This is a genomic window from Massilia sp. BGA-UO-ETr-WB1 (assembly GCF_059567845.1).
Map to the genome: position 1 here is coordinate 913,548 of NZ_JCAQOT010000024.1, position 22,007 is coordinate 935,554.

At 66.3% G+C, this 22,007-nt stretch carries 20 protein-coding genes; 16 read left to right on the forward strand and 4 right to left on the reverse strand.

The genetic code is table 11. The features are described from left to right. Positions 1–6: 6 nt before the first annotated feature. Positions 7–468, reverse strand: coding sequence for an OsmC family protein (locus AC56DV_RS17285; RefSeq protein ID WP_496315468.1), 462 nt, complete (start codon positions 466–468; stop codon positions 7–9). Positions 469–518: 50 nt separating this feature from the next. Between AC56DV_RS17285 and AC56DV_RS17290 the strand changes: the two genes are divergently transcribed. From AC56DV_RS17290 to AC56DV_RS17315, 6 genes are all read left to right on the forward strand, one after another. Beyond that, positions 519–1,094, forward strand: coding sequence for a DNA-3-methyladenine glycosylase I (locus AC56DV_RS17290; protein ID WP_496315469.1), 576 nt, complete (start codon positions 519–521; stop codon positions 1,092–1,094). Next, complete coding sequence (gene mnmC1, locus AC56DV_RS17295; RefSeq protein ID WP_496315470.1) at positions 1,091–2,848, forward strand: FAD-dependent 5-carboxymethylaminomethyl-2-thiouridine(34) oxidoreductase MnmC1; 1,758 nt, start codon at positions 1,091–1,093, stop codon at positions 2,846–2,848. The genes AC56DV_RS17290 and mnmC1 overlap by 4 nt, the downstream gene beginning before the upstream one ends. 38 nt (positions 2,849–2,886) lie before the next feature. Next, on the forward strand, positions 2,887–3,600 hold the full coding sequence (locus AC56DV_RS17300) for a sensor histidine kinase (protein ID WP_496315471.1): 714 nt from the start codon (positions 2,887–2,889) through the stop codon (positions 3,598–3,600). A gap of 11 nt (positions 3,601–3,611) precedes the next feature. Then, a complete protein-coding gene (locus AC56DV_RS17305; protein WP_496315472.1) occupies positions 3,612–5,363 on the forward strand; it encodes a tetratricopeptide repeat protein in 1,752 nt (583 codons plus the stop codon). 91 nt (positions 5,364–5,454) lie between these two features. Then, positions 5,455–5,670: a hypothetical protein gene (locus AC56DV_RS17310; protein ID WP_496315473.1), complete on the forward strand. Its 216-nt coding sequence runs from the start codon at positions 5,455–5,457 to the stop codon at positions 5,668–5,670. Positions 5,671–5,769: 99 nt separating this feature from the next. Next, complete coding sequence (locus AC56DV_RS17315; protein WP_496315474.1) at positions 5,770–7,722, forward strand: alpha/beta hydrolase family protein; 1,953 nt, start codon at positions 5,770–5,772, stop codon at positions 7,720–7,722. Between the two features lie 69 nt (positions 7,723–7,791). Here AC56DV_RS17315 and AC56DV_RS17320 read toward each other — a convergent pair whose 3' ends face one another. Continuing rightward, the gene (locus tag AC56DV_RS17320; protein ID WP_496315475.1) at positions 7,792–8,667 is read right to left on the reverse strand and encodes a PhaM family polyhydroxyalkanoate granule multifunctional regulatory protein; all 876 of its coding nucleotides are present in this window, start codon (positions 8,665–8,667) and stop codon (positions 7,792–7,794) included. Positions 8,668–8,756: 89 nt separating this feature from the next. Between AC56DV_RS17320 and AC56DV_RS17325 the strand changes: the two genes are divergently transcribed. The 5 genes from AC56DV_RS17325 (at position 8,757) to AC56DV_RS17345 (ending at position 15,829) form a co-directional block, all read left to right on the forward strand. Further along, entirely contained in the window at positions 8,757–9,965 is a 1,209-nt protein-coding gene (locus AC56DV_RS17325; protein WP_496315476.1) for a DUF3108 domain-containing protein, read from the forward strand. A gap of 2 nt (positions 9,966–9,967) precedes the next feature. Further along, positions 9,968–10,732 (forward strand): DUF3108 domain-containing protein, encoded by a 765-nt coding sequence (locus AC56DV_RS17330; RefSeq protein ID WP_496315477.1) that lies wholly within the window; start codon positions 9,968–9,970, stop codon positions 10,730–10,732. 116 nt (positions 10,733–10,848) lie between these two features. Then, positions 10,849–12,240, forward strand: coding sequence for a hypothetical protein (locus AC56DV_RS17335; protein WP_496315478.1), 1,392 nt, complete (start codon positions 10,849–10,851; stop codon positions 12,238–12,240). Next, a complete protein-coding gene (locus tag AC56DV_RS17340; RefSeq protein ID WP_496315479.1) occupies positions 12,233–13,000 on the forward strand; it encodes a hypothetical protein in 768 nt (255 codons plus the stop codon). Before AC56DV_RS17335 ends, AC56DV_RS17340 begins: the two co-directional genes overlap by 8 nt. Before the next feature lie 3 nt (positions 13,001–13,003). Then, positions 13,004–15,829: an ATP-binding protein gene (locus AC56DV_RS17345; RefSeq protein ID WP_496315480.1), complete on the forward strand. Its 2,826-nt coding sequence runs from the start codon at positions 13,004–13,006 to the stop codon at positions 15,827–15,829. A gap of 45 nt (positions 15,830–15,874) precedes the next feature. On the opposite strand, the gene AC56DV_RS17350 is transcribed toward AC56DV_RS17345, so the two are convergent. Continuing rightward, positions 15,875–16,573 carry a hypothetical protein gene (locus AC56DV_RS17350; protein ID WP_496315481.1) on the reverse strand — a complete coding sequence of 233 codons (699 nt, stop codon included), beginning with the start codon at positions 16,571–16,573 and terminating at the stop codon, positions 15,875–15,877. A 296-nt stretch (positions 16,574–16,869) separates the two neighbouring features. On the opposite strand from AC56DV_RS17350, the gene AC56DV_RS17355 reads away from it, so the two are divergent. The 3 genes from AC56DV_RS17355 to AC56DV_RS17365 all read left to right on the forward strand — a co-directional run bounded on the left by AC56DV_RS17355 (position 16,870) and on the right by AC56DV_RS17365 (position 18,633). Further along, the gene (locus tag AC56DV_RS17355) at positions 16,870–17,031 is read left to right on the forward strand and encodes a type II toxin-antitoxin system RelB/DinJ family antitoxin (RefSeq protein WP_496315482.1); all 162 of its coding nucleotides are present in this window, start codon (positions 16,870–16,872) and stop codon (positions 17,029–17,031) included. Between the two features lie 71 nt (positions 17,032–17,102). After that, a complete protein-coding gene (locus tag AC56DV_RS17360; protein ID WP_496315483.1) occupies positions 17,103–17,639 on the forward strand; it encodes a GbsR/MarR family transcriptional regulator in 537 nt (178 codons plus the stop codon). 10 nt (positions 17,640–17,649) lie between these two features. Next, on the forward strand, positions 17,650–18,633 hold the full coding sequence (locus tag AC56DV_RS17365; RefSeq protein WP_496315484.1) for a TIGR01777 family oxidoreductase: 984 nt from the start codon (positions 17,650–17,652) through the stop codon (positions 18,631–18,633). Position 18,634: 1 nt separating this feature from the next. Here the strand turns inward: AC56DV_RS17365 and AC56DV_RS17370 are convergent, their stop codons facing one another. After that, a complete protein-coding gene (locus AC56DV_RS17370; RefSeq protein WP_496315485.1) occupies positions 18,635–19,162 on the reverse strand; it encodes a CcdC protein domain-containing protein in 528 nt (175 codons plus the stop codon). Between the two features lie 154 nt (positions 19,163–19,316). On the opposite strand from AC56DV_RS17370, the gene AC56DV_RS17375 reads away from it, so the two are divergent. Both AC56DV_RS17375 and AC56DV_RS17380 read left to right on the forward strand, forming a co-directional pair. After that, positions 19,317–21,788 (forward strand): alpha/beta hydrolase family protein, encoded by a 2,472-nt coding sequence (locus AC56DV_RS17375; RefSeq protein ID WP_496315486.1) that lies wholly within the window; start codon positions 19,317–19,319, stop codon positions 21,786–21,788. A 63-nt stretch (positions 21,789–21,851) separates the two neighbouring features. Further along, positions 21,852–21,998, forward strand: coding sequence for a hypothetical protein (locus AC56DV_RS17380; RefSeq protein WP_496315487.1), 147 nt, complete (start codon positions 21,852–21,854; stop codon positions 21,996–21,998). The last annotated feature ends 9 nt before the right edge of the window (positions 21,999–22,007 follow it).

Here is a 22,007-nt window from a genome sequence, read left to right on the forward strand (position 1 = left end):
CCGCCCTTACACCGGGTCTTCGATGGTGATCTCGGCGCGCAGCGAATTGGCGATGTAGCACTTGTCGTGCGCCTCGTGGTGGATGGCGTCCAGCTGGTCCTGGTCCGGCCAGTCGGTGCCGGCGAACACGATGGCGGGGCGCAGCGTGATGCTGGTCATGGCCATGCGGCCGCGCTCGTCCTTCTCCAGCAAACCCACCGCATGGTCGGTGTAACTCTCCACCACGTGCCCGCGCCGGGCGGCGACGGACAGGAAGAACAGCATATGGCAGCTGGACGCGGCGGCGATCAGCGCTTCCTCGGGGTCCACATTGTCCGCGTTCGACATCGGCAGCGGCACCGACAGCGGCGACGACGACGCGGGCACCCGCAAGCCGCCGTCGAAGATCCATTCATGGGCGCGGCTGTAGCGCTGGTCGAGGAAATTCTGCCCATTGCGCTGCCACTCCAGTTTCGCTTCGAATTGCATGCCTGCTCCCTGTGGTTCGCCAAGCCCCTATCTTAATGTAAACTGCGCCCATGAACCTACACCGCTGCAGCTGGGCCAATCCCGCCAATCCCACATACATCGCCTACCACGACGAAGAGTGGGGCCTGCCTTGCCACGACGAGCTGCGCCTGTTCGAGATGCTCAATCTCGAAGGCGCGCAGGCCGGGCTGAGCTGGGAAACCATCCTGAACAAGCGCGAAAGCTACCGCGCCGCCTTCGACAACTGGGACGCGCGCAAGATCGCCGCGTACGGCCCGGAAAAAGTGGCCGAGCTGCTGGCCAATCCCGGCATCGTGCGCAACAAGCTCAAGGTGGCGGCGGCCATCACCAACGCGCAGGCTTACCTGCGGCTGGTGGACGAAGGCGGCAGCCTGGACCGCTTCCTGTGGGCTTATGTCGGCGGCAAGCCTATCGTCAACAACGTGAAGCAGCAGGGCGACCGGCCGGCCAGGACCGAGCTGTCCGACCGCATTTCGAAGGATCTCGCCAAGCGCGGCTTCAAGTTCGTCGGCTCGACGATTGTCTACGCCTACATGCAGGGAATCGGCATGGTCAATGACCACGACCACGCCTGCTTCCGCCACGCAGCGTGCAGCAAGCCGTGACAGCGCCGTCCCGCCAGCGCCGCGTCGTGCTCGCCACCGGCTTCGGCAAGGGCGAACATTTCCTCGCCACGCTGCAGGCATGGCGCAGCGCCGCTGCCGCCGCTGCCGCCGCCGGCCGCATCCCCGCGCTGCACTACATCGCGCTGCTGCCGGCGCTGCCCGGCGCGCAGGACGTCGCGCCCGGGCTGCGGAACGGGTGGCCGGTCAACGTTCCCGGCTTCCACCGCCTGGAGCTGGATGACGGCCGCGTGACGCTGGATCTGCTGGCCGGCCCCGTCGAAGCCACGCTGCCGCAGATCGAGGCCCGCGTCGACGCCTTCCATTTGCCGGCCCCCATCGAGCCCATGCGCGCCCTCGCCAAGCTCGCGCTGCCCGGCGCCACCCTCGAGCTGCACGGCGCCGATGAAGCGGCCTTGAAGGCGCTGCGCTCGGCCGGCTTCGAGTGGCAGCCTGCCGGTGGCCAGGTTCCCGTGCAGGCAGTCTTCACCAGCCGGAAGCCGCAGCCGCCGCGCGCGCCGGAACCGCTGCGGCGGGCGGTGGTGATCGGCGCCGGCATGGCGGGCGCGGCGGCGTGCGAGCGCCTGGCTGCGCGCGGCTGGGACGTGACGCTGGTCGAACGGCACGGGCAGCCGGCGCAGGAGGCGTCCGGCAACCGCTCCGGCATCTTCGTGCCGCTGCTGTCCAAGGACGACAATATCCCCACGCGCCTGAGCCGCGCCGCCTACCTGTACGCCATGCGCCACTGGCAGCGCCTCGGCGGGCTGGACGCCGCCGAGGCGCTGCCTGCCGACGCTGGCGTCGCCGACGGCGTGCCCCGGCCCATCACCGGCGCGCAATGCGGCGTGCTGCAACTGGCGCGCGACGCGGAGCATGCGCTGCTGCAGAAGGAAGTGGCGGCGCAGTGGAACTACCCGCCCGAATACCTGCGCTGGGTGGACGCGGCGCAGGCCGGCGCCTTGCTGGGCGCGCCCACGCCGGACGGCGGCTGGCTGTTCAGCCAGGGCGGCTGGGCCAATCCCGCGTCCATCTGCCGCGCCATGCTGGACGCTTGCGGCGCCCGCCTGACCCGCGTGTTCCATGCCGAAGCCCTGCAACTGGAACGCAGCGGCGAACAATGGCAGGTGCGCGACCGGGACGGCGCCCTGCTGGCCGAAGCGCCGCACGTCATCCTGGCCAATGGCGCCGGCGCCCTGGCCATCGCGCAGACGGCGGAGCTGCCGCTGTACACCATGCGCGGCCAGGTCACCCATTTGCAGGAACAGCATTTCCCCCATCTGCCCCTGGTGGTGTGCCGCGAAGCCTACCTGACGCCGCCGGTGCACGGCATCGTCAGCATCGGCGCCACCTACGACAGCGATACGGAGCGCGCCTTGCGCGACGCTAGCCAGCAGGAGAATCTGTCTCGCGCACGCGACATCCTGCCCGGCGTGCTGCCGCAGGACCTGCTGCACGATCTGCCGCTGGCGGGCCGGGTCGGCTTCCGCTGCATGGCGCCGGACCGCCTGCCGCTGGTGGGCCCGCTGCCGGACTATGGCGCCGGCCTGCGCATGGAACGCCTGCGCGACGTGCCCCGCCACGCCGGGCTGTATGGCTTGCTCGGTTATGCCTCGCGCGGCCTGATCTGGGCGCCGCTGGCGGCCGAGTTGCTGGCCGCGCAACTCGAGCACGAACCGCTGCCCCTGGAGGCCGCCCTGGCCGCCGCCCTTGATCCTGCCCGTTTTCTGCTGAAATCCCGCCGTGGCGGGCAGGTATAATCGCAATTCAGAAATAATTGCCCGTGGAGGCCTCATCTATGGAAGATCAAGCGGGCTCGCCCGAGCTGTTCCTGTTCCTGGCTTCAACCGCCCATGACATGAAAAATTCGATCAGCGTCCTCAGCGGCACGCTGGAGAATCTGCTGGGCAACGCCGACGAGAACGAGGTGAACCATCCCGCTTATCCCAGCCTGGCCCAGATGCTGTACCAGACCAAGCGCCTGAACGACAACCTGATGCAGCTGCTGGCGCTGTACAAGGAAGTGGGCAAGCCGTCCTACCCGTTCGATCCGCGCCCGCAGCAGGTGGCCGAGCTGGTGCAGCAGGTGAGCTCGCAGGCCAAGGTGCTGCTGGCGTCCCGCCACATCACGCTGCAGACGGAATTTCCTGCCGACCTGATCTGGACCCTCGACGAGGACCTGGTGATCGGCATGCTGGTGCACGCCGTCAACAACGCGGTGCGCTACACCGGCGACACCATCCGCATCGCCGTCGCCGAGCGCGACGGCTACCTGGAACTGCGCGTGGAGGACAATGGCGCCGGCTTCCCGCAGGCGCTGATCGACGCCGGCGCGTCCGCCATGAGCGGCAACACCATCGGCGTGAACTTCCTCACCAACAGCAGCGGCCTGGGCCTGTACTTCGCCTGCGAAGTGGCCAAGATGCACAAGCACCGCCAGCGCGGCGGCAGCGTGCTGCTGGAAAATGGCGGCGCTCTGGGCGGCGGCTGCTTCGTGCTGCGTTTGCCGTGAGCGGAGGCCAGATGTCATTCCCCACCGTCGCCCCCATCATGCCGGACAACGTCACGGCCGCCATCGCCGCCATCGACTGGACCGCCAAGCAATACCTGATCGTCGACGATTTCGTCGGCATCCGCCAGCTGCTGCGCGAATCGCTGCGCAACCTGGGCGCCAAGCATATCGACCAGGCCGCCAGCGGCGGCGAGGCCATGATCATGCTGGCCAAGACCCATTACGACGTGGTGCTGTGCGACTTCAACCTGGGCGAGGGCAAGAACGGCCAGCAGGTGCTGGAGGAGGTGCGCATCCGCAACCTGATGACGCCGTCCAGCGTGTGGCTGATGGTGTCGGCCGAGAAGAGCGTGGAGTCGGTCATGGGCGCCGCCGAGCACCAGCCGGACGCCTACATCATCAAGCCCATTACCGAGGGCGTGCTGCTGACGCGCCTGAACCGCGTGTGGCAGAAGAAGCAGATCTTCCGCGAGATCGACCAGGCCTTCGTGGAAAAGGATTACCTGCGCGCCGCGCGCCTGTGCGACGAGCAGATTGCGCACAACAAGCTGCACGAGATCGACCTGCTGCGCATGAAGGCCACGCTGCTGCTGAAAGCGGGCGAGCCGGAGAAGGCGCGCGCGGTCTACGAGCTGGTGCTGGAAGACCGCGACTACAACTGGGCCCGCACCGGCCTGGCCAAGATCCGCATGGGCAACGGCGACCACGAAGCGGCGCGCCAGATGTTCCAGGGCGTGATCGCCGACAACCGTTTCTATATCGACGCCTACGACCAGCTGGCCACGGCGTTCCAGCTGATGGGCAAGCTGGAGGAATCGTGCGACGTGCTGGAGAAGGCGGCCAAGCTGTCGCCCAACTCGGTGCCGCGCCAGCGCAACCTGGGCAACGCGGCGCTCAAGCTGGGCAATATCGCGCTGGCCGAACGCGCCTTCCGCAAGTGCATCGCGATCGGCGAGTATTCGGTGCTGAAGACGGTGGACGCCTACTTCGGCCTGGCGCGCGTGTGCGGCCAGAAGAACGACCCCAAGGAGGCGCTGCAGGTGCTGGCCACCGCGCAGCGCGAGTTCACCGGCGACCAGGTGCAGCTGCGCGCCAAGATCACCGAGGGCCTGGTGTACCACGAGAGCGGCGACTACCGCCGCGCGCGCAAGTCCGGCGACGAGCTGGAGGCCATGCTGGACGAGGACCCGGAGCGGCCGGACACCGACACCTGCATCGAGATGGCGACGCTGCTGTTCGCCGTCGGCGTCAAGGACGCGCCGGCCGAGCTGCTGTGCTACGTGATCCGCAACAACCATGACAACACGCTGCTGCTGGAGGAAGTGCAGAAGATATTCGACAAGGCGCGCATGAGCGAGGAGGGCGCGGCGCTGATCCAGGCTGCCCGCAAGGAAGCGGCCGACACCATGAACAAGGGCGTGCTGCTGTGGAAAACCGGCAAGCTGGGCGATGCGGTGGCGTGGATGCGCTCGGCGCGCCAGGCGCTGCCGAACAATATGCGTATCCTGTTCAACTCGGCGCAGATACTGATCTCGCACATGCAGCAGAACGGCTTCAGCCAGCAGCTGATGGACGAGGCCAATGGCGTGCTGATGCACGTGGACCGCGTGGCGCCGGGGCAGCAGCGCTTCGCCCAGCTGATCGAGCAGCTGGCCTTGCTGATGCCGAGCCGCCAGGCGGCGCAGGGGCCCGAACCGGAAGCGGAAAGCGAGGAAGAAGACAGCGACAAGGAAGAGCAGGACTTAGATGGGCAGGACAGGTAGCTGTGGCTTGTAAGCAACCGATTACAAGCAGCGGCAACTTGTTTCCTGGCAGTTCAATGATTACACTAAAAACACAACGAGGAGAGAACCTATGCGCGACATCGCCAAAGAGGTCTACGAAAAAATGAAAATCGGCGCCGCCGCCTGGATACGTCCGGTGGCGGTCAAGGGCGACACGCTGGAAACCTTCCAGTCCGCGCATGACGGCGCCAAGGCGCTGGCCGAGGAAGGCTTGATCAAGATTGTAAAAATACAACGCGACGATGGCGGCCTGATCGACGCGATCCGCATCCAGCGGCTGGCATAGTTGGCAGAATAATTTTATGATTTGACAACGTAGTTCGTTCTTGCAACACTGGCTGCGCTGCCGTCATCGGGACGGCGGCCCACCTGAACAGGAGCGAACATGCGTCGTATCAAAACTGCCGCGCGACTCACCGTGCTGGCCTTGCTGCTGCAAACCCTTCCCGGCGCCATGGCCGCTAGCGCCAAGCCCGCCAAGCCTCCCAAGCAGTACACCATCGAGCAGTTCATGGCGACCACGTCCATTTCGGGCGCGTCGTTCAGCGGCGACGAGAAGAACATCCTGTTCACCAGCAACGAGAGCGGCATACCCAACGCCTACACCCAGCCGGTGGGCGGCGGCAAGCCGGTGGCGCTGACCAAGTCGACCACCGACAGCACCTACGCGGTGGGCTATTTCCGCAGCGACGACCGCATCCTGTTCACGCGCGACAAGGGCGGCAACGAGCAGAACCACCTGTATGTGCGCGAACTGGACGGCAGCGAGAAGGACCTGACCCCGGGCGAGAAGCTGAAAGCCATCTTCGGCGGCTGGTCGGTGGACGGCAAGGCCTTCTACGCCCTCACCAACGAGCGCGATCCCAAGTTTTTCGACCTGTACCGCTACGACGCGAAGAGCTACGCGCGCACCATGCTGTACCAGAACGAGAACGGCATGACGCCGAGCGAACTGAGCCGCGACGAGCGCTGGATTGCGCTGTCCAAGCCGAACACCACGTCCGACAGCGACATCTACCTGTACGATCTGCAGAAGAAGGAGCTGAAGCACATCACGCCGCACCAGGGCACGGCCAGCTACAACGCCTCCACCTTCGACCCGGCCTCCAAGCGCCTGTTCTTCACCTCCAATGAAGGCGGCGAGTTCAACACGCTGCGCACCTACGACCTGGCCACCGGCGCCATTGCCGTGCACGAGAAAGCGGACTGGGACGTGTTCGGCTCCGGCTATTCGCTGGACGGCCGTTTCCGCACCACCGTGGTGGACCACGACGGCAGCCAGGTGGTGCGCGTGGTGGAAGGCCCGGAAGAAAAGCCGGTGGCGCTGCCCAAGCTGCCGGGCGGCGAGATGCGCGGCGTGACGTTCTCGCCGAGCGGCAAGCTGATGGCCTTCTACCTGAACGGCGACCGTGCGCCGAACAATCTGTTCGTCTACGACTTGAAGACGAAGAAGACCGCGCAGCTGACGCAAAGCCTGAACAAGGAAATCGATCCGGACGACCTGGTGGAAGCGGAAGTGGTGCGCTTCAAGTCCTTCGACGGCATGGTGATTCCTTCCATCTACTACAAGCCGAAGGGCCTGGCGCCCGGCGCGAAAGCCCCGGCGGTGATCTTCGTGCACGGCGGCCCCGGCGGCCAGACGCGGCGCGGCTACAGTGCGCTGATGCAGTACCTGGCCAACCACGGCTACGCGGTGCTGGGCATTAACAACCGGGGCAGCTCGGGCTACGGCAAAACCTTCAACACGGCCGACGACGGCAAGCATGGCCGCGAGCCGCTGTGGGATTGCATCGAGGCCAAGACCTACCTGGCCAGCCTGGGCCATATCGACCCGGACCGCATCGGCATCATGGGCGGCAGCTACGGCGGCTACATGACGCTGGCGGCGCTGGCCTTCCGTCCGGAAGCGTTCAAGGTGGGCATCGATATCTTCGGCGTGAGCAACTGGGTGCGCACGCTGGAATCGATTCCGCCGTATTGGGAATCGCAGCGCAAGGCGCTGTACCAGGAGGTGGGCGATCCGGTGAAGGACAAGGAATTCCTGGTGGCGACCTCGCCGCTGTTCCACGCCAAGGAAATCCGCAGCCCGCTGATGGTTATCCAGGGCAAGAACGATCCGCGCGTGATCAAGCCGGAAAGCGACGAGATCGTGGAGGCGGTGAAGAAGAACAATGTGCCGGTGGAATACGTGGTGTTCGACGATGAAGGGCACGGCTTCAGCAAGAAGAAAAACCAGATCGTGGCCAATGCCAAGATGCTGGAGTTCCTCGACAAGCACCTGAAGCCGGGCGTGGCCGCAACTGCCGGCAAGGTGGGCGCGGCGCAGGCCAAGCCGTAGTTGTTGGCGGCGCTGGCGGGTCAGGCCGGGGCGCAGCCCTGGCCGTGACCCGCCGCGCGCCGCCCGGGCTTACGCCTTGGGCGGCTTGGCGCTGCTGGCGCGCTTGGCAGGCGCCTTGCGGGCTGCGGTGGCGGCGCCGTTCTTGCCGCCATCGCCACCGCCATTCCCATTGGCCTTCCTGGCCGCCGCCGGCTTGTCCTGCCCGGCCGGCAAGTTATCCTTGTCCGCCTTGGCCAGCGGCTTGCTGGCCGCCGCCGCGAACTTGCTGGCCGCTTCCGTCGCGCGCGCCGCCGCGCCGCTGACCACGTCCGTGGTCATGGCCGTGGTCACCGCCTGCTTGAACTGTTCCTGCAGCAAATTCCACCACGCCGCCGCGTTCACCATGGGCGCCGCTGCGGCCGCTGCCGCCTCCGCGTCCGAGATCGGCGCGGCGGCGGCAGATGTAGCAGATGCGGCCGGTGCGGCCGGTGCGGGCTTGGCTGCGGGCGCCTCGGTCGGCGCCGCGGTGGCCGGTGCGGCTTGCGCCGCAGGCTTGAACGGATCGCTGGCCGGCGCCGGTCCCGCCGCGCTTGGCGACAGCGCGTCCGCCGCATGCTGGAAGAATGCCGACGCATAGGGAATCGACTCGAACAGCGACTTCTCCTTGGCCGCGCCCGGCTGCTGCACCGCGTCGGCCAGCGTCTTGCCCATGGACTTCAGCGTGGCGATCGTGTTGCGCTGCACTTCCAGCGCCTGGATACTGCCGCGCACCATGCTCGAGTTCAGGTTCAGCCACGCCTCCACGGCGCGCAGGTCGTTGATCTTCTTGTCCAGTTCATCGACCGACAGCGTCGGCGCAGTGATGCCGGGCACCACGCCCATGCTGCCCCACAGGTTCTTCACGAAATCGAGCGTATCCGTCATCACAGCGGCGCCCGGAATGTTGGGCATTTGAGGCATGGGCATGGCGAGTCTCCTAGTGGGTGGTAGGTTAGCGTAGCAGATTTGACTATGCCTGTCAGCGGACCGGGCTTGACACGCGTTAAACTAGCGCCATGACGATTGTTTCCTTCCTTGCCCGGCGCCGCCGCGTACTCGCCCTGTGCGCGGCCACCGCGGCGCTGCACTTCGTGACGATAGACTGGCTGGGGGGCCGTCTCGGCCCGCAGCAGAGCACCGCCGTCAAGCCGGCGCCGTCCGTCATGCAGGCGCAATTGCGGCTGGCGCTGCCGCGCCGCACCGCGTCCAGCGAACCGCCGCCCGAACTCAAGCCGGTGGACCCTGCTGCAGTTAAGCCGTCCCCCAAGCCTGCCGCCCGCCCGTCCGCGCGCCGCACGCTGCGCCCGGCGCCGCAGCCGCAGCAGTCCGCCGTGGCCGAGCCCGCGGCGGCGGAGTCCGGCGCCTTGAGCGATCCGCTGGCCGGCATCGAACAGGCGCTGGCCGCGCCGCCCGAGCTGGCGCAGCCGGGCGACGCTCCCGCGCAAGCTGCCGTACAATCGCCGCCGGACGCCGTGCCCGTGGCCGCGCCGGGGGCCAGCGACAAGCAGGCCGCCGAGCCGCCGCCGGTGCCGCTGGCCACGCGCCGCTACAAGGTGGACCTGCCGCCGTCGGCCGAGTTCGAGATGGAACTGAAACGCACCGACGCCAACGGCACCAAGTGGAACGGTGTAGCGCACATGTCCTGGCAGACCGACGGCAGCAAGTACAAGGTTGGCATGGAAGCGGGCATCAGCATGCTGGTGACGCGCGTGAACCTGCTGGTGCTGGGCAGCGAAGGCGAGATCGACGACGCCGGCATCGCCCCGCTGAAGTTCACCGAGAAGCGGCGCGGCCGTTCGCAGACGGCCACGCATTTCGTGCGCAACGACGGCCACATCACCTTCTCGGCCAGCGAGCGCAGCTACCCGCTGCTGGCCGGCGCGCAGGACAAGGCCACGGTGCCGTTCCAGCTGGGCGCGATCGGCCGGGCCGACGTGAACCAGTTCGGCAGCGACATCGACATCCTGGTGGGCGACGAGAAGGATGCCAGCATCTACCGCTTCCTGCTGGTGGGGGAGGAGGAGCTGGACACGCAGCTGGGCCGCATCGTCACGTGGCACCTGGCGCGCCCACCCAAGCCGGGTTCCTACTCGGCGCGGCTGGATATCTGGCTGGCGCCGGGCATGAACTGGTTCCCGGTGCAGATCCGTAATACCGAGGCGAATGGCGCGCTGACGACGCAGACCATCACCAAGATCACCCTGAGCGGCAACGCTGGAAAGTAAATATGCGCAACACAGTATTCAGTATCCTCCTGGCCACGGCCGCCGCCGCGGTGCCGCCGCAGGCCGCCGCCGCGTCCCCTAGCGCCGCCGCCGCCGAGCACCCGAGCGCCAAGCGCGCCTTCAGCCTGCCGCCCTCGGCGGACCTGGGCTACACCATCAAGGCGCGCCAGAAGGGCATGTCGATCAGCGGCGACGCGCTGGTGCAATGGCGCCAGGGCGACGGCAAATACAGCATCGCCACCGAAAGCCACGCCGGCATTTTCGGCAAGATCCTGGAAAGCCGCAGCGAAGGCACGGTGGACAGCTACGGCCTGGCGCCGGCCACCTTCCATGAAAAGCGCTTCCGCAAGGAGGCCACCACGGCCACCTTCAAGCGCGATGTCAAAACCATCACCTTCAGCAAGGGCGACGAGAGCTACCCGATCAAGGGGGGCGAGCAGGACCGCACCAGCGCGCCGTGGCAGTTGGCCGCGGTGGCCCGCAGCACGCCGGACAAGTTCACGCCCGGCTCCGAGTGGGCCTTCTTCGTGGCCGGCCGGCGCGACGCCGAGCCGTGGGTGTTCAAAGTGGTGCGCCGCGAGCCGGTGCAGACCGGCATGGGCGAGCTGGAAGCGGTGCACTTCACCAAATCCCCGCCCAAGGGCGACCAGGGCCAGCAGGTGGACCTGTGGCTGGCGCCGTCGCTCGACTGGTATCCGGTGCGCATCCTGTTCGACGACGACGGCGACACCGTGGACCAGCTGCTGGACAAGGTCACCCGCAAGTAGCCGGGGTGTAAGCCCCACGCCACACCGGGTGCCGGACGCATCCGGCGAACTGCTATACTGACGCCCCCCGCGCGCATTGCCTGCGCGGCGTGTACAAAATGGCAACTCGGAGCAGAATGATAGACATAATGGCAAATGCGGCGCTGGCCGCAGACGCAAACCCAAACGACCAAGCGACGCAGGACGCCCTGCAGGCGCACTTCCAGCCGCACGTGGCGGTCGACGAGATCGAGCAGGTGTACCACCTGAAGCGCGCCCAGCCCCTGCTGCAAGTCTTCACGGCCCTGTTCCACGGCGGCTTCGAGGGCGTGGCCGTGCGCCTGCTGGTATTGCGCGAGCTGGCGTCCGACACCGCCTCCTCGACCTTCTCGCGGGCGGACATCAACACGCGCCTGGCCTACCTGCTGCCGGAAAGCCTGGAAACGGTGCTGATGCGCTTGCGCACCAACCAGCTGCTGGCCTGGGACGCGCAGCAGGCGGTGTACCGCGTCACGCCGATGGCGCGCAACGTGCTGTCGGCCATCGACAGCCTGCTGAACCTGAACCAGAACGAAGACGAAGCCGAAATGGGCTTCCTGCTGTCGCAGGTGGCCGGCGCGCAAGCCGTGGGCGGCGTCACCGTGGAGCAGCTGCAGCACCTGCTGGGCCGCCTGGTGGACCTGACCGAGGAATTCCGCGACGCCATCGCCTCCGGTTCCGAATTCCGCCTGCGCGCCTCGCAGGAAAAATGGCACATGGCCTGCGACTGGGTGGAGAAGGGCTCCGAGATCCTGCGCGCCATCACCTCCGACGAGCGGGCCGACGCCGCCACGCACCGCGCGGCGCAAGCCATCGGCCGCGCCCAGAGCGCGCTGCTGAACATGCAGGGCATGTTCTCGCGCGCGCTGAACCAGATTGAACGCCAGCGGGTGCACCTGGGCCAGTCCGGCCTGTCCACCACCGACATCAAGCGCTGGCTGCTGGCCCATGAAGACCTGGCCCAGCTGGCCGAAGATGCGATCGACCAGCCCGTGGTGCCGCTGTTTATTACCCCTGCCGAGATGATCGACGTGGCTGAAACCGAATTACTGTCCGACCGCGCCGGCAACACGGCGCCGGGCGGCCTGCCGAGCGGGCAGGACGCGCCCACCACCGTCAACGACGCCCCCGCCATGCAGCGCGAGCTGGATGACTGGCTGGCGCGCCTGTCCGACTTCGCCGCCCCGGCCAATTTCCCGAACGGCGCCGACGGCGCGCCGAAGGCGAAGCAGGCGCACGAATCGCTGCTGCCGGCCAGCTTCGCGGTGGCGTCCTACCGCGCCTCGCTGCTGCCGCTGCTGGGCGACCAGTCCGAAGCGAGCCTGCAAGGCGCCACCGGCAACCTGGCGCGCCTGCCGATCTCCTTCGACCCGACCGACGACATGGTGCAGCTGGCCGACCCGGAAGTGGCCGCCATGAGCATCGCCTCGCTGTCGCTTAACTTAGATTTGAATTTAGAACCTGTGGACAAGGGAACCCAAGATGAATGACGATTCCCAGATCCTGATCGCGCGCCTGCTGACGCACCAGACGCTGCGCCGCGACGACCGCCTGGTCAAACGCGTGCTGTCGGACGAACTGTTCCGCGCCGAAGTGGACCTGCGCCTGGCCAACTGCGGCATGAAGCTGCTCGACAACGTCTACGCGGACCACGTGACGCTGGCCCTGTCGCGCACCATCGAGCCGAAGATTTTCGGCGCGCGCGACGTATGGCAAAACAATAATTTCGGCCTGGCGCGCGACGGCGTGGCCTTGCTGGTGGTGCTGTGGGCGCAGATCATCCTGCCCAAGCGCGAGCGCCAGGAAACCCACACCCACGCGGAAGACGACCAGGACGACATGTTCGGCATCGACAAGCCGCTGCCGCGCGCGGAAGACTCCTCCATCGGCATCCCGTACAAGGCCCTGCTGGCCGACTTCGGCGACAAGCTGGGCAAGAAAACCCGCATGGACATGAACCTGGGCATCCTGGGCAAGCTGGGCTTCATCGAGCGCCGCGGCGACATCATCGTCGAAGGCCCGCTGCTGGACCTGCTGATGGATACCGACCTGCTGAAGGAGCGCATCATCAACGGCGCGCTGTCGGAAGTGTTCAAGCGCGCGCCGGCGCAAGTGGTGCATATTCCGCGCGCCGCGCTGGCCGAAGCGGCCGCCTCGGCCGCCGCTGAAAACGCCGCCATCGCCGCCGCAGCCGCAGACGCCGCGGCCACTGCGGACGACGCACCTTTCGACACCCCGAACCGAGAGTAAGCCATGTTTCATATCAAATCGCTGGAGCTGGTCCACTGGGATTACTGGCAGCGCATCAAGAACATTCCGCTGGACGCGAAGATCATCACCATTGCCGGCCAGAACGGCTCCGGCAAGACCACCTTGCTGGACGCGCTGCGCACCCTGTTCGGCCTCGATTGCTCGATGGGCCGCACCTACAAGCACTACGCGCGTCACGCCGGCCAGCAAACCTCCTGGCTGCGCGCCGTGGTGGACAACAAGGCCATGGGCAAGCAGCTGTCGAACCGTCCGTTCCGCAGCTCGGGCTTCTTCGCCGAAGACGAAGTGACGCTGTTCTGCCAGATCCAGAAGAACGGCGGCGACTGGAAGCGCCAGTACCTGATGCGTCCGGGGAATGTGCAGATCGAAGAAGTGACCGAGGCCAACGACTTCCTCGGCGTGGAAAACTACCGCAAGCGCCTGGCCAACGCCGGCCTGTCGCCGGCCATGGCGAAAGTGCTGGCGCTGGAGCAGGGCGAGACCGACAAGCTGTGCGAATACGCGCCGCGCCAGTTGCTGGACCTGGTGTTCCAGGTGTTCGGCGACAAGGAAGTGCTGGACGCCTACGACGAAGCCAAGCGCCACCAGCGCGACACGGAGATCGAGCTGAAACGCTTCGAGGCCGAACTGGAAGGTTCCAAGACCAACCTGGAAGGCCTGCGCCTGCGCGTGGCCAATTACCACCAGTGGGAAGGCCTGACCAAGGAACGCCGCGAGTTGCAGGAAGAAGTGCTGCCGACGCTGGAATACCATGAAGCGCGCGAGAAGCAGTCTAACATCACGCGCCAGCTGCGCGAAGCGCGCAAGCCGCTGATGCTGGCCGACCAGCAGCTGTCCGACAAGCGCGCCCACGTGGCCGCGCAGGCGCAGGCGTTCACCGAAGCGCAGCAGCACGAGACCGTGCTGGAACAGGAATCGACCGCGCTGCAAAGCCGCCTCAATTCCATCAACGCCAAGCTGAAACCGCTGGACAGCCTGCTGGAACAGAAGGCCCGCCTGCAGAAGCTGGCCGCCGACTCGGGCGCCGACATCGCCGAGGTGAGCGCGCAGCTGGAGCAGAAGGAAGCCGAACTGGCGCGCCAGAAGCAGGGCCGCGATATCGTCATGTCGCGCATAGCGCAGGACAAGGCGACCATCTCAGCGCTGCAGGGCAAGACCGCCATGCCGGAGCCGGACAACGTGCGCGCCATGCGCCGCGCGCTGAACGACGCCAAGATCGGCCACGCCATGCTGTCGGACATCGTCGAAGTGACGGACCCGAAATGGCAGGGCGCGGTCGAGGGCGTGCTGGGCGGCTACGCCTCCGTGGTGCTGCTGGACAAAGCCAGCGACGCTGCCGCCGCCTACCGCCTGGCCGAGAAAGAACGCTACCGCCACTTCATCGTGCCGGACCTGATCACCGCGCCGAGCACCAAGGGCGACAGCCTGATGTCGGTGGTGAAGTTCTCCGACAAGGCGCCGGGCTGGCTGATCGAACAGCTGATGCGCATCACCCGCGTGGACTCGGTGGAAGAAGGCGCGCGCCAGAGCCATATCGAAGAATGGATCACGCCCGAGGCCTACCATAAGGAACGCCGCGGCGGCCGTTCGCTGTTCGTGGAAGCCTCGCGCTACCGCTTCGGCGCGGCCGGCAAGTCGCAGCGCATGGAAGCGATCCTGAAGAACCTGCCGTCGCTGGAAGCGCAGGAAGACTCCTTCACGCTCACCATCAGCAAGCTGGCCTCCGAAGTGAGCGCGCTGAAAGCCCGCCTGGCCGGCGTGGACGCGGCCAAGGAACTGAGCGCGCGCCAGGAAGAGTTCGACGAGGCGGCGCGCGCCGCCGTGCCGCTCAAAGCCGAGCGTACCGAAGTCGGTTCGCGCCTGGGCGAGCTGCAGGGCCTGATCAAGAACGCGACGATTGCACGCACCCGCGCCGACACCACGTGGCAGAACGCGCGCTTCAATTTGTCGGAGTCCGAAGCCGGCCTGCGCCTGAACCACAAGCGCGTGATCGAGCAGCGCGCGGAGCATGCCAAGACCTTGCTGGCGCTGCGCCGCCAGTGGCGCCACATGCCGTACAACTGGCGCCGCCCGGCGCGCCGCCAGCGCCTGGTGTCCGAATACGTCAACGCGCACCAGACCATTTTGCGCATCCACAGCCTGGAAGCCAGCCTGGCGCGCAGCGACTGGGAACTGGACGCGACGGTGATCGACCAGTACGCGCGCCTGAACGACCAGCTGAAAAACCGCGCCGTCGAGACCGAAGAGCGCCGCTACCAGAACAACCGCGCCATTGAAGCGACCACCAATGCACGCGGTGCCTACATGGAGCGGCTGCGCTACACGATCAAGACGTACAGCAAGAACATCAAGGAGCTGGGCGAGCTGGCCAACATCGAGGTGCACACCGACCCGGTCAAGCTGGAGAACGACGACCTGGCGCTGGCGCAGGCCGGCCTGCACGTGCGCTTCAAATTCGACGGTAAAGGCCCGATCGGCATGAACGACGGCGAAGCCTCGGGCGGCCAGCAGGTGATGAAGTCGCTGGTGCTGCTGATCGGCCTGTTGAAGTCCGAAGACGGCTCCGGCGGCTTCGTGTTCATCGACGAACCGTTCGCCCACCTGGACATTCGCAACATCCAGCTGGTCGGCGAGTTCCTGAAGAACACCGAAGCCCAGTACCTGATGACGACGCCGCTGACCCACAACACCGACGTCTACGACCCATCCGAGCTGACGCTGATCACCAGCAAGAAGAAAAAGGACACGCAGTGGGCCCAACCCATCTTCGTGCTCCAGCGCCGCACGCCCGACAAGGCGGCAGCGTAACTCCCTCCCAGCGGACCCATTTCGGTCCGCTTTTTTTTTGGTGCCTCACGGATTTCCGGGAAGGTGTTTCGCTGCACGGCGCTTACGGCGGCTGCGTCGCCCTGCGCGGCGTTGGGCATTATCGCTCGCCGCTGCCGGAGTGTCGGACACGGGGCTGGCCGGTGCACTGTTGGCCTGCATGGCAGCGGGTCGTCGCGGGCTTTCAACACGCACGTTGTCAACCGAACGGCCAACTGTTGGGCGCCCGTGTGGCTGCCGCTCGTTCTCTTGCGGCGGGTGGCCTGCCTGAACCGCGCTGCCAAGCAAGCGTGTTATTACCGCTATGCGCGCGGACCGGCAGACATCGGCGAGCAGCCATTCATCACTGCCTGGCAGGCGTAACCAGATGGCCTTCCAGGCGTTTCGGTTGCCGCTGCCTTGCAGATTCGCAAAGCGCGACGGCGACACTGCGCGCTCGCCATACTTGATTTCCGCCCCTTCCACCGTGGCGTAGTAGGGTTGCTTGCCGAAACTGGCGCGCAGCCTGGTGCCCTCCGGAAGAAATACCTGCTTCCACTGGTATCCCGCCTCGGATGGCGCCTGCGGCGCCTGTTCGGCTGCCGACGCCTGCTTTACGAAGTTGTCGATGGCCTGGCAAACGAACGGTTCCAGGTTATAGGTATCCGACCACCATTTTCCGGTGAATTCGCCCAGCGCTTGCAGTGTCTCGAAAGGGAGATGGACCGGGAGTGTATGGATGGACATGGTGTGCCTCTCGAAAAGTGGTTTTTACTATGCGCTGCTAACCAACGCTAAGCAGTGCTACAAGGCGCTCCCCGTTACTAAAGTTGCGATGCCGAACGACAGGCAATGCCAGATTGTCTTGCCCATGCTGGTTAGATACGTCTAGTGACGTTTAGTTCCGGCTTGGCGAAGAATCGTGCGGAATATCGCGGTATATAGCGAGGTAGTAAGGGGTAGCATGTTTTAGTAAAAAGCCGAAAACACGAGACACAGCCCAGCGTCGCCGGGCCGTCGAGCGGTGCGGGCGCAGCGTAGGAATGCTGCAAGTGGCTAATGCTGACACTTGCGTGCGTATTGATGCAGAGACAAAAAAGCGTGCTGCCGACGCACTCGGTGCCATGGGTTTATCCATTTCCGACGCGATTAGCCTCCTCATGCTGCGCATTGCAGATGAGCAGCGGCTTCCATTCGATCACTAAGGCGTAATTTCAATTGACATCCGCATTCGCATGGTCTTTAATTTCTGTAATAACAGAAATAAGGAAAAGCCATGCAACTGACGCCGACCATGCAGAAGTACATCCTCCACTGGGGCGAGATGGGCACGCGCTGGGGCGTGAACCGGACCGTGGCGCAGATCCATGCGCTGCTGTTCCTGGTGAATACGCCGCAGACCGCCGAGGACATCGCCGAAACGCTGAACGTGGCGCGTTCGAACGTGAGCAACAGCCTGAAGGAGCTGCAAAGCTGGGGCCTGATCCGTGTGAGCCACGTGATGGGCGACCGGCGCGACCATTTCCTCGCGCTGCAGGACGTGTGGGAGATCTTCCGCGTCATCATCGAGGAGCGCAAGCGGCGCGAGATCGATCCCACGCTGTCGGTGCTGCGCGAGTGCGCCATCGAGGCCGAGCAGGACGCGGCCCTGGAAGCCGCCACCAAGGACCGCATGAACAACGTGCTGGAGTTCATGGAGATGCTGGGCGCGACCTACAACGACTACAAGAACCTGCCGCCCGCCACCATGCTGCGCTTTCTGAAAATGGGCGGCACCGTGGCGCGCTTCCTCGGCTCGGACGATAAAGACTAAGGAGACGCTCATGGCTACAGATCTGGGTTGCACGGAGGCCGGCCCGCTTGGATTCGTGGGTCTCCAGCAGCGCGTGCTGCTGACCGGCGCCACCGGTTTTATCGGCCGCTTGCTGGTGGCCGCCTTGCTGAAGGACGGCCATGCAGTTACCGTGTTGACGCGCTCGCCGCAAAAAGCTCTGCGGCTGCTTGGCCGGCCGGTGCGCTGCGTGGATAGCCTGGAGGCGCTGGCGCCGTCGGAGCGGATCGATGTGGTGGTCAACCTGGCCGGCGCGCGCATCCTGGGCTGGCGCTGGACGGCGGCGCGCAAGGAGGCGCTGCGGCGCAGCCGGGTGGCGCTGACGGAGCGCGTGGTGGCGTGGATCGCCAGGGCGGAGCACAAGCCGCGCCTGATGCTGTCGGCGTCGGCCATCGGCTACTACGGCGTGCAGGCCATGGGCGACCGGACGCCGCTGGCGGAAGACGCGCCGCCGCAGCCGGTGTTCATGTCGCAGCTGTGCCAGGAGTGGGAGGCGGCCGCGCGCGCAGCGCAGGCGCATGGCGTGCAGGTGGCGTGCATGCGCTTCGGGATGGTGCTGGGCGAACAGGGCGCGCTGCCGCCGATGCTGCTGCCCATCAAGCTGGGCATGGGCGGGCCGATGGGCGGCGGCAAACAGCGCATGTCGTGGATACACGTGGACGATTTGCTGCGCGCGATGGCGCATCTGTGGCGCCTCAGCGTTGAAGGCGGCCCGGGACGGACGCTGAGCGAGGCGTACAACTTCACCGCGCCCGAGCAGGTGTCGCAATCGGAGTTCAGCTGCACGGCGGCGTCGCTGCTGGGGCGGCCGTGCTTCATGCCGACGCCGGGCTGGCCGGTGCGGCTGCTGCTGGGAGAGCAGGCGGACTTGCTGCTGGAGGGGCAAACGGCGGCGCCGGTGCGTTTGCTGGAGCAGGGCTTCCAGTTCCGCTATCCGACGCTGCGCGGCGCCCTGGCCGCGCTGCTGGACAAGTGAATCAGTCCGCTTCTTTCGGCTCGGGCAGCGGCTGCTGCGTGCGGCGCCAGCGTATCATGCCGATCGAGAAGGCGGCGCAGTAGCCGGCCACCAGGCCCAGTACCGCGGCGGTGGCCGGGCTTTGCACGAATTCGGTCTGCGACATCAGGTTGGGCGTCTCGACGCGGCTGATCATGTAAAGCTCCAGGCCGCGATACAGCATGCGCGCCGCCAGCAGCATGAACACGGTGATGCCGATGCGCAGATTGGGCGTGAAGAAGTAGCGCTTGCCGATGGTCTCGAAGCGCGTGCCTTTCAGGCCGAACACGCCCAGCCACGCGCCGGCCAGCGCGCCGGCCGCCAGGCAGGACAGGCCCAGCACATTGTCCAGCATGGACAGCGCCAGCCACGCCAGCAGCACCGGGAAGGCCACGGCCGACAGCCAGTGGCGCCAGATCAGCGATTCCTGCCGTTTCAGCATGCTCTTGATGCGCGAATAGATGCGCCATACCAGCAGCGGTATGAGGACAAGCAGGGCTATCGTGGTCATTTCCATATCGGGTCTTCTCGGCGCGCAAAACCTCGATTGTAAAGCAAGGGGGAGTTGCTACCTACCGTGCGACAAATCGATACACGCCGCTGATTGACTTTCAAGTTATCAATAAGCAATATGTTCGGTCCTCTGACTTGTCCACGAGATAATAATGACTGTACGGAATTCCCTGCTGCCGCTGGCCCTGGGCCTGATGGCGGCTGCGCCGTTGGCCGGCGCCCAGAACGGCGGCTACCAGCTGCCGCCTGCGCCGCTGCAAGCCATCGTCGACGCGCCGCGCGCGCCGCTGCTGAACCTGGGCCCGAAACGCGACCTGGCCGTGATGGTGGCGCAGCCTGCGCTGCCGGGCATCGCCGAAGTGGCGCAGCCGGAACTGAAGCTGGCCGGCTTGCGCGTCAATCCGCTCACCTACGCGGCCAGCCGTTTCTCGTTCGGCACCGGCCTGACGCTGCTCGACATCGAGACCCGGAAGGAAACCCCGGTCACCGGCCTGCCGAAAGACGTGCGCGTGACGGAACTGGCGTGGTCGCCGGACCAGCGCTACCTGGCGTTCACCCACACCAACTATGGGGAAGCGTCGGGCAAACACGCAGGCAAGGGCGCCGGCGTGGAGCTGTGGCTGGTGGACGTGGCGGCGCGCAGCGCGAAGAAGCTGGTTTCGCAGCCGCTGTCGGCGGTGTTCAGCCGTGGCTTCCAGTGGCAGCCGGACGGCAAGGGCCTGCTGGTGCAACTGCGCCCCGCCGGCCAGGGCGCCGCGCCGCAGCTGACCGGCATTCCGTCCGGCCCCGCTGCGCAGGACAGCCAGCCGGGCGCCGGCACGCGCCTGATCCGCACCTACCCGGACCTGCTGAAGAACGAGGAAGACGCCAAGCTGTTCGAGCACTACATCACCTCGCAGCTGGCGCTGGTGGACCTGGCGGGCAAGACGCGCCTGATCGGCAAGCCGGGCCAGTACTCGCGCGCCTTGCTGGCGCCGGGCGGCAAGCACCTGTTCACCGCCAGCATCGCCCGTCCGTACTCCTACATTGTGCCGGTGTCGAGCTTCGGCGAGCACTATGAGGTGCGTGAACTGGACGGCAAGCTGCAGCACACCGTGGCCAGGCTGCCGCTGCGCGAAGGCCTGCCGCCGGGGAACGACGCGGTGCCGACCGGCCAGCGCAATATCAGCTGGCGCGTGGACGCGCCGGCCACGCTGGTGTGGGCCGAAGCGCAGGACGGCGGCGACCCGGCCACGGCGGCCGGGATCCGCGACATCGTCTACACGCAGGCCGCCCCGTTCACGGCCCAGCCCACGGTGCTGGCCAAGCTGGCGTCGCGCTATGCGGGCATCGCCTGGGGCCGTGGCGACGTGGCGCTGCTGAACGAGCGCTGGTACAAGACGCGCGCGGTGAAGCAGTGGAAGATCGCGCCGGACCAGCCGGACGCCGCACCCGAGCTGATCTACGCCGGTTCCGCCGAAGACCGCTACAACGCGCCCGGTTCGCCGGTGATGCGCAGCGACGCGGCGGGCTTGCCGCGCCTGCTGATCAGCGCCGACAATTCCATCCTGCTGGACGGCCCGGGCGCCACGCCGGAAGGCGAGCGTCCGTTCATCGACCGCCTGAACCTGTCGACCAAGAAGAAGGAGCGCCTGTTCCAGAGCGCCGCGCCGTACTACGAGAACGTGGTGGCGGTGCTGAACGAAGACGGCAGCAAGCTGCTGTCGACGCGCGAATCGCCCACCGAGCGCCCCAACTACTACGTGCGCAACCTGGCGCAGAAGGGCGACGCGCAGCTGACCGCGCTGACCCATTTCCCGCACCCGCTGCCGCAGCTGAAGGAGGTGCAGAAGGAGCAGATCCGATACAAGCGCAAGGACGGCGTGGACCTGACCGCGACCCTGCTGCTGCCGCCGAAGTACGACGCCAAGCGCGACGGCCCGCTGCCGATGCTGATGTGGGCTTACCCGCAGGAGTTCAAGTCGGCCGAAGCGGCCAGCCAGACCACCGGTTCGCCGTACAAGTTCAACGCGGTGAGCTACTGGGGCCCGGCGGCCTTCCTGGCCATGGGCTACGCGGTGCTGGACAATCCATCCTTCCCCATCGTCGGCCAGGGCGAGCAGGAGCCGAACGACACCTATCTGCCGCAACTGGTGGCGGACGCGGAAGCGGCGGTGGATGAAGTGGTGCGGCGCGGCGTGGCCGAGCGCCACCGCATCGCCATCGGCGGCCATTCCTACGGCGCCTTCATGACCGGCAACCTGCTGGCGCATACGCGCCTGTTCAAGGCCGGCATTGCGCGCAGCGGCGCCTACAACCGCACGCTGACGCCGTTCGGCTTCCAGTCCGAAGACCGTCCGTTCTGGAAGGCGCAGGACGTGTACCAGGCCATGTCGCCGTTTAACAACGCCGACAAGATCAAGGACGCGCTGTTGCTGATCCATGGCGCCGACGACAATAATTCGGGCACCTTCCCGATCCAGAGCGAGCGCATGTTCCAGGCGGTGAAGGGCCTGGGCGGCACCGCGCGCCTGGTGATGCTGCCGAACGAGTCGCACGGCTACCGCGCGCGCGAGTCCATCATGCACATGCTGTATGAAACCAACAGCTGGCTGGATAAGTACGTGAAAGCTGCCAAGCCGTAAGGTATGAGGCGCCGCCGCCAGGCGGCGTAGAATGGGGCCATTGTTCTCACTTCGGAGTGAACCATGGCCCCAGATTTCATCCAAGCCCACCGCGCGCCGGACCCTGCGCCGGTGGATGAGCCGATGCCGGAACCCATTCCGGCCCATCCCCATCACCCGAATCCCCCCGTGCCGCAGGACGATCCGGTGCCGGACCATAATCCCAGTTAGCCGCCGGCC

What these genes read in the sequence shown, in the direction of transcription:
- AC56DV_RS17310 (WP_496315473.1), top strand. Translation starts at nt 5,455, where the DNA reads ATGCGCGACATCGCCAAAGAGGTCTACGAAAAAATGAAAATCGGCGCC.
- AC56DV_RS17290 (WP_496315469.1), top strand. Translation starts at nt 519, where the DNA reads ATGAACCTACACCGCTGCAGCTGGGCCAATCCCGCCAATCCCACATAC.
- AC56DV_RS17320 (WP_496315475.1), bottom strand. Translation starts at nt 8,667, where the DNA reads ATGCCCATGCCTCAAATGCCCAACATTCCGGGCGCCGCTGTGATGACG.
- AC56DV_RS17370 (WP_496315485.1), bottom strand. Translation starts at nt 19,162, where the DNA reads ATGACCACGATAGCCCTGCTTGTCCTCATACCGCTGCTGGTATGGCGC.
- AC56DV_RS17330 (WP_496315477.1), top strand. Translation starts at nt 9,968, where the DNA reads ATGCGCAACACAGTATTCAGTATCCTCCTGGCCACGGCCGCCGCCGCG.
- AC56DV_RS17380 (WP_496315487.1), top strand. Translation starts at nt 21,852, where the DNA reads ATGGCCCCAGATTTCATCCAAGCCCACCGCGCGCCGGACCCTGCGCCG.
- AC56DV_RS17315 (WP_496315474.1), top strand. Translation starts at nt 5,770, where the DNA reads ATGCGTCGTATCAAAACTGCCGCGCGACTCACCGTGCTGGCCTTGCTG.
- AC56DV_RS17300 (WP_496315471.1), top strand. Translation starts at nt 2,887, where the DNA reads ATGGAAGATCAAGCGGGCTCGCCCGAGCTGTTCCTGTTCCTGGCTTCA.
- AC56DV_RS17375 (WP_496315486.1), top strand. Translation starts at nt 19,317, where the DNA reads ATGACTGTACGGAATTCCCTGCTGCCGCTGGCCCTGGGCCTGATGGCG.
- AC56DV_RS17355 (WP_496315482.1), top strand. Translation starts at nt 16,870, where the DNA reads ATGCTGCAAGTGGCTAATGCTGACACTTGCGTGCGTATTGATGCAGAG.
- AC56DV_RS17305 (WP_496315472.1), top strand. Translation starts at nt 3,612, where the DNA reads ATGTCATTCCCCACCGTCGCCCCCATCATGCCGGACAACGTCACGGCC.
- AC56DV_RS17340 (WP_496315479.1), top strand. Translation starts at nt 12,233, where the DNA reads ATGAATGACGATTCCCAGATCCTGATCGCGCGCCTGCTGACGCACCAG.
- AC56DV_RS17285 (WP_496315468.1), bottom strand. Translation starts at nt 468, where the DNA reads ATGCAATTCGAAGCGAAACTGGAGTGGCAGCGCAATGGGCAGAATTTC.
- AC56DV_RS17350 (WP_496315481.1), bottom strand. Translation starts at nt 16,573, where the DNA reads ATGTCCATCCATACACTCCCGGTCCATCTCCCTTTCGAGACACTGCAA.
- AC56DV_RS17335 (WP_496315478.1), top strand. Translation starts at nt 10,849, where the DNA reads ATGATAGACATAATGGCAAATGCGGCGCTGGCCGCAGACGCAAACCCA.
- AC56DV_RS17325 (WP_496315476.1), top strand. Translation starts at nt 8,757, where the DNA reads ATGACGATTGTTTCCTTCCTTGCCCGGCGCCGCCGCGTACTCGCCCTG.
- AC56DV_RS17360 (WP_496315483.1), top strand. Translation starts at nt 17,103, where the DNA reads ATGCAACTGACGCCGACCATGCAGAAGTACATCCTCCACTGGGGCGAG.
- AC56DV_RS17345 (WP_496315480.1), top strand. Translation starts at nt 13,004, where the DNA reads ATGTTTCATATCAAATCGCTGGAGCTGGTCCACTGGGATTACTGGCAG.
- AC56DV_RS17365 (WP_496315484.1), top strand. Translation starts at nt 17,650, where the DNA reads ATGGCTACAGATCTGGGTTGCACGGAGGCCGGCCCGCTTGGATTCGTG.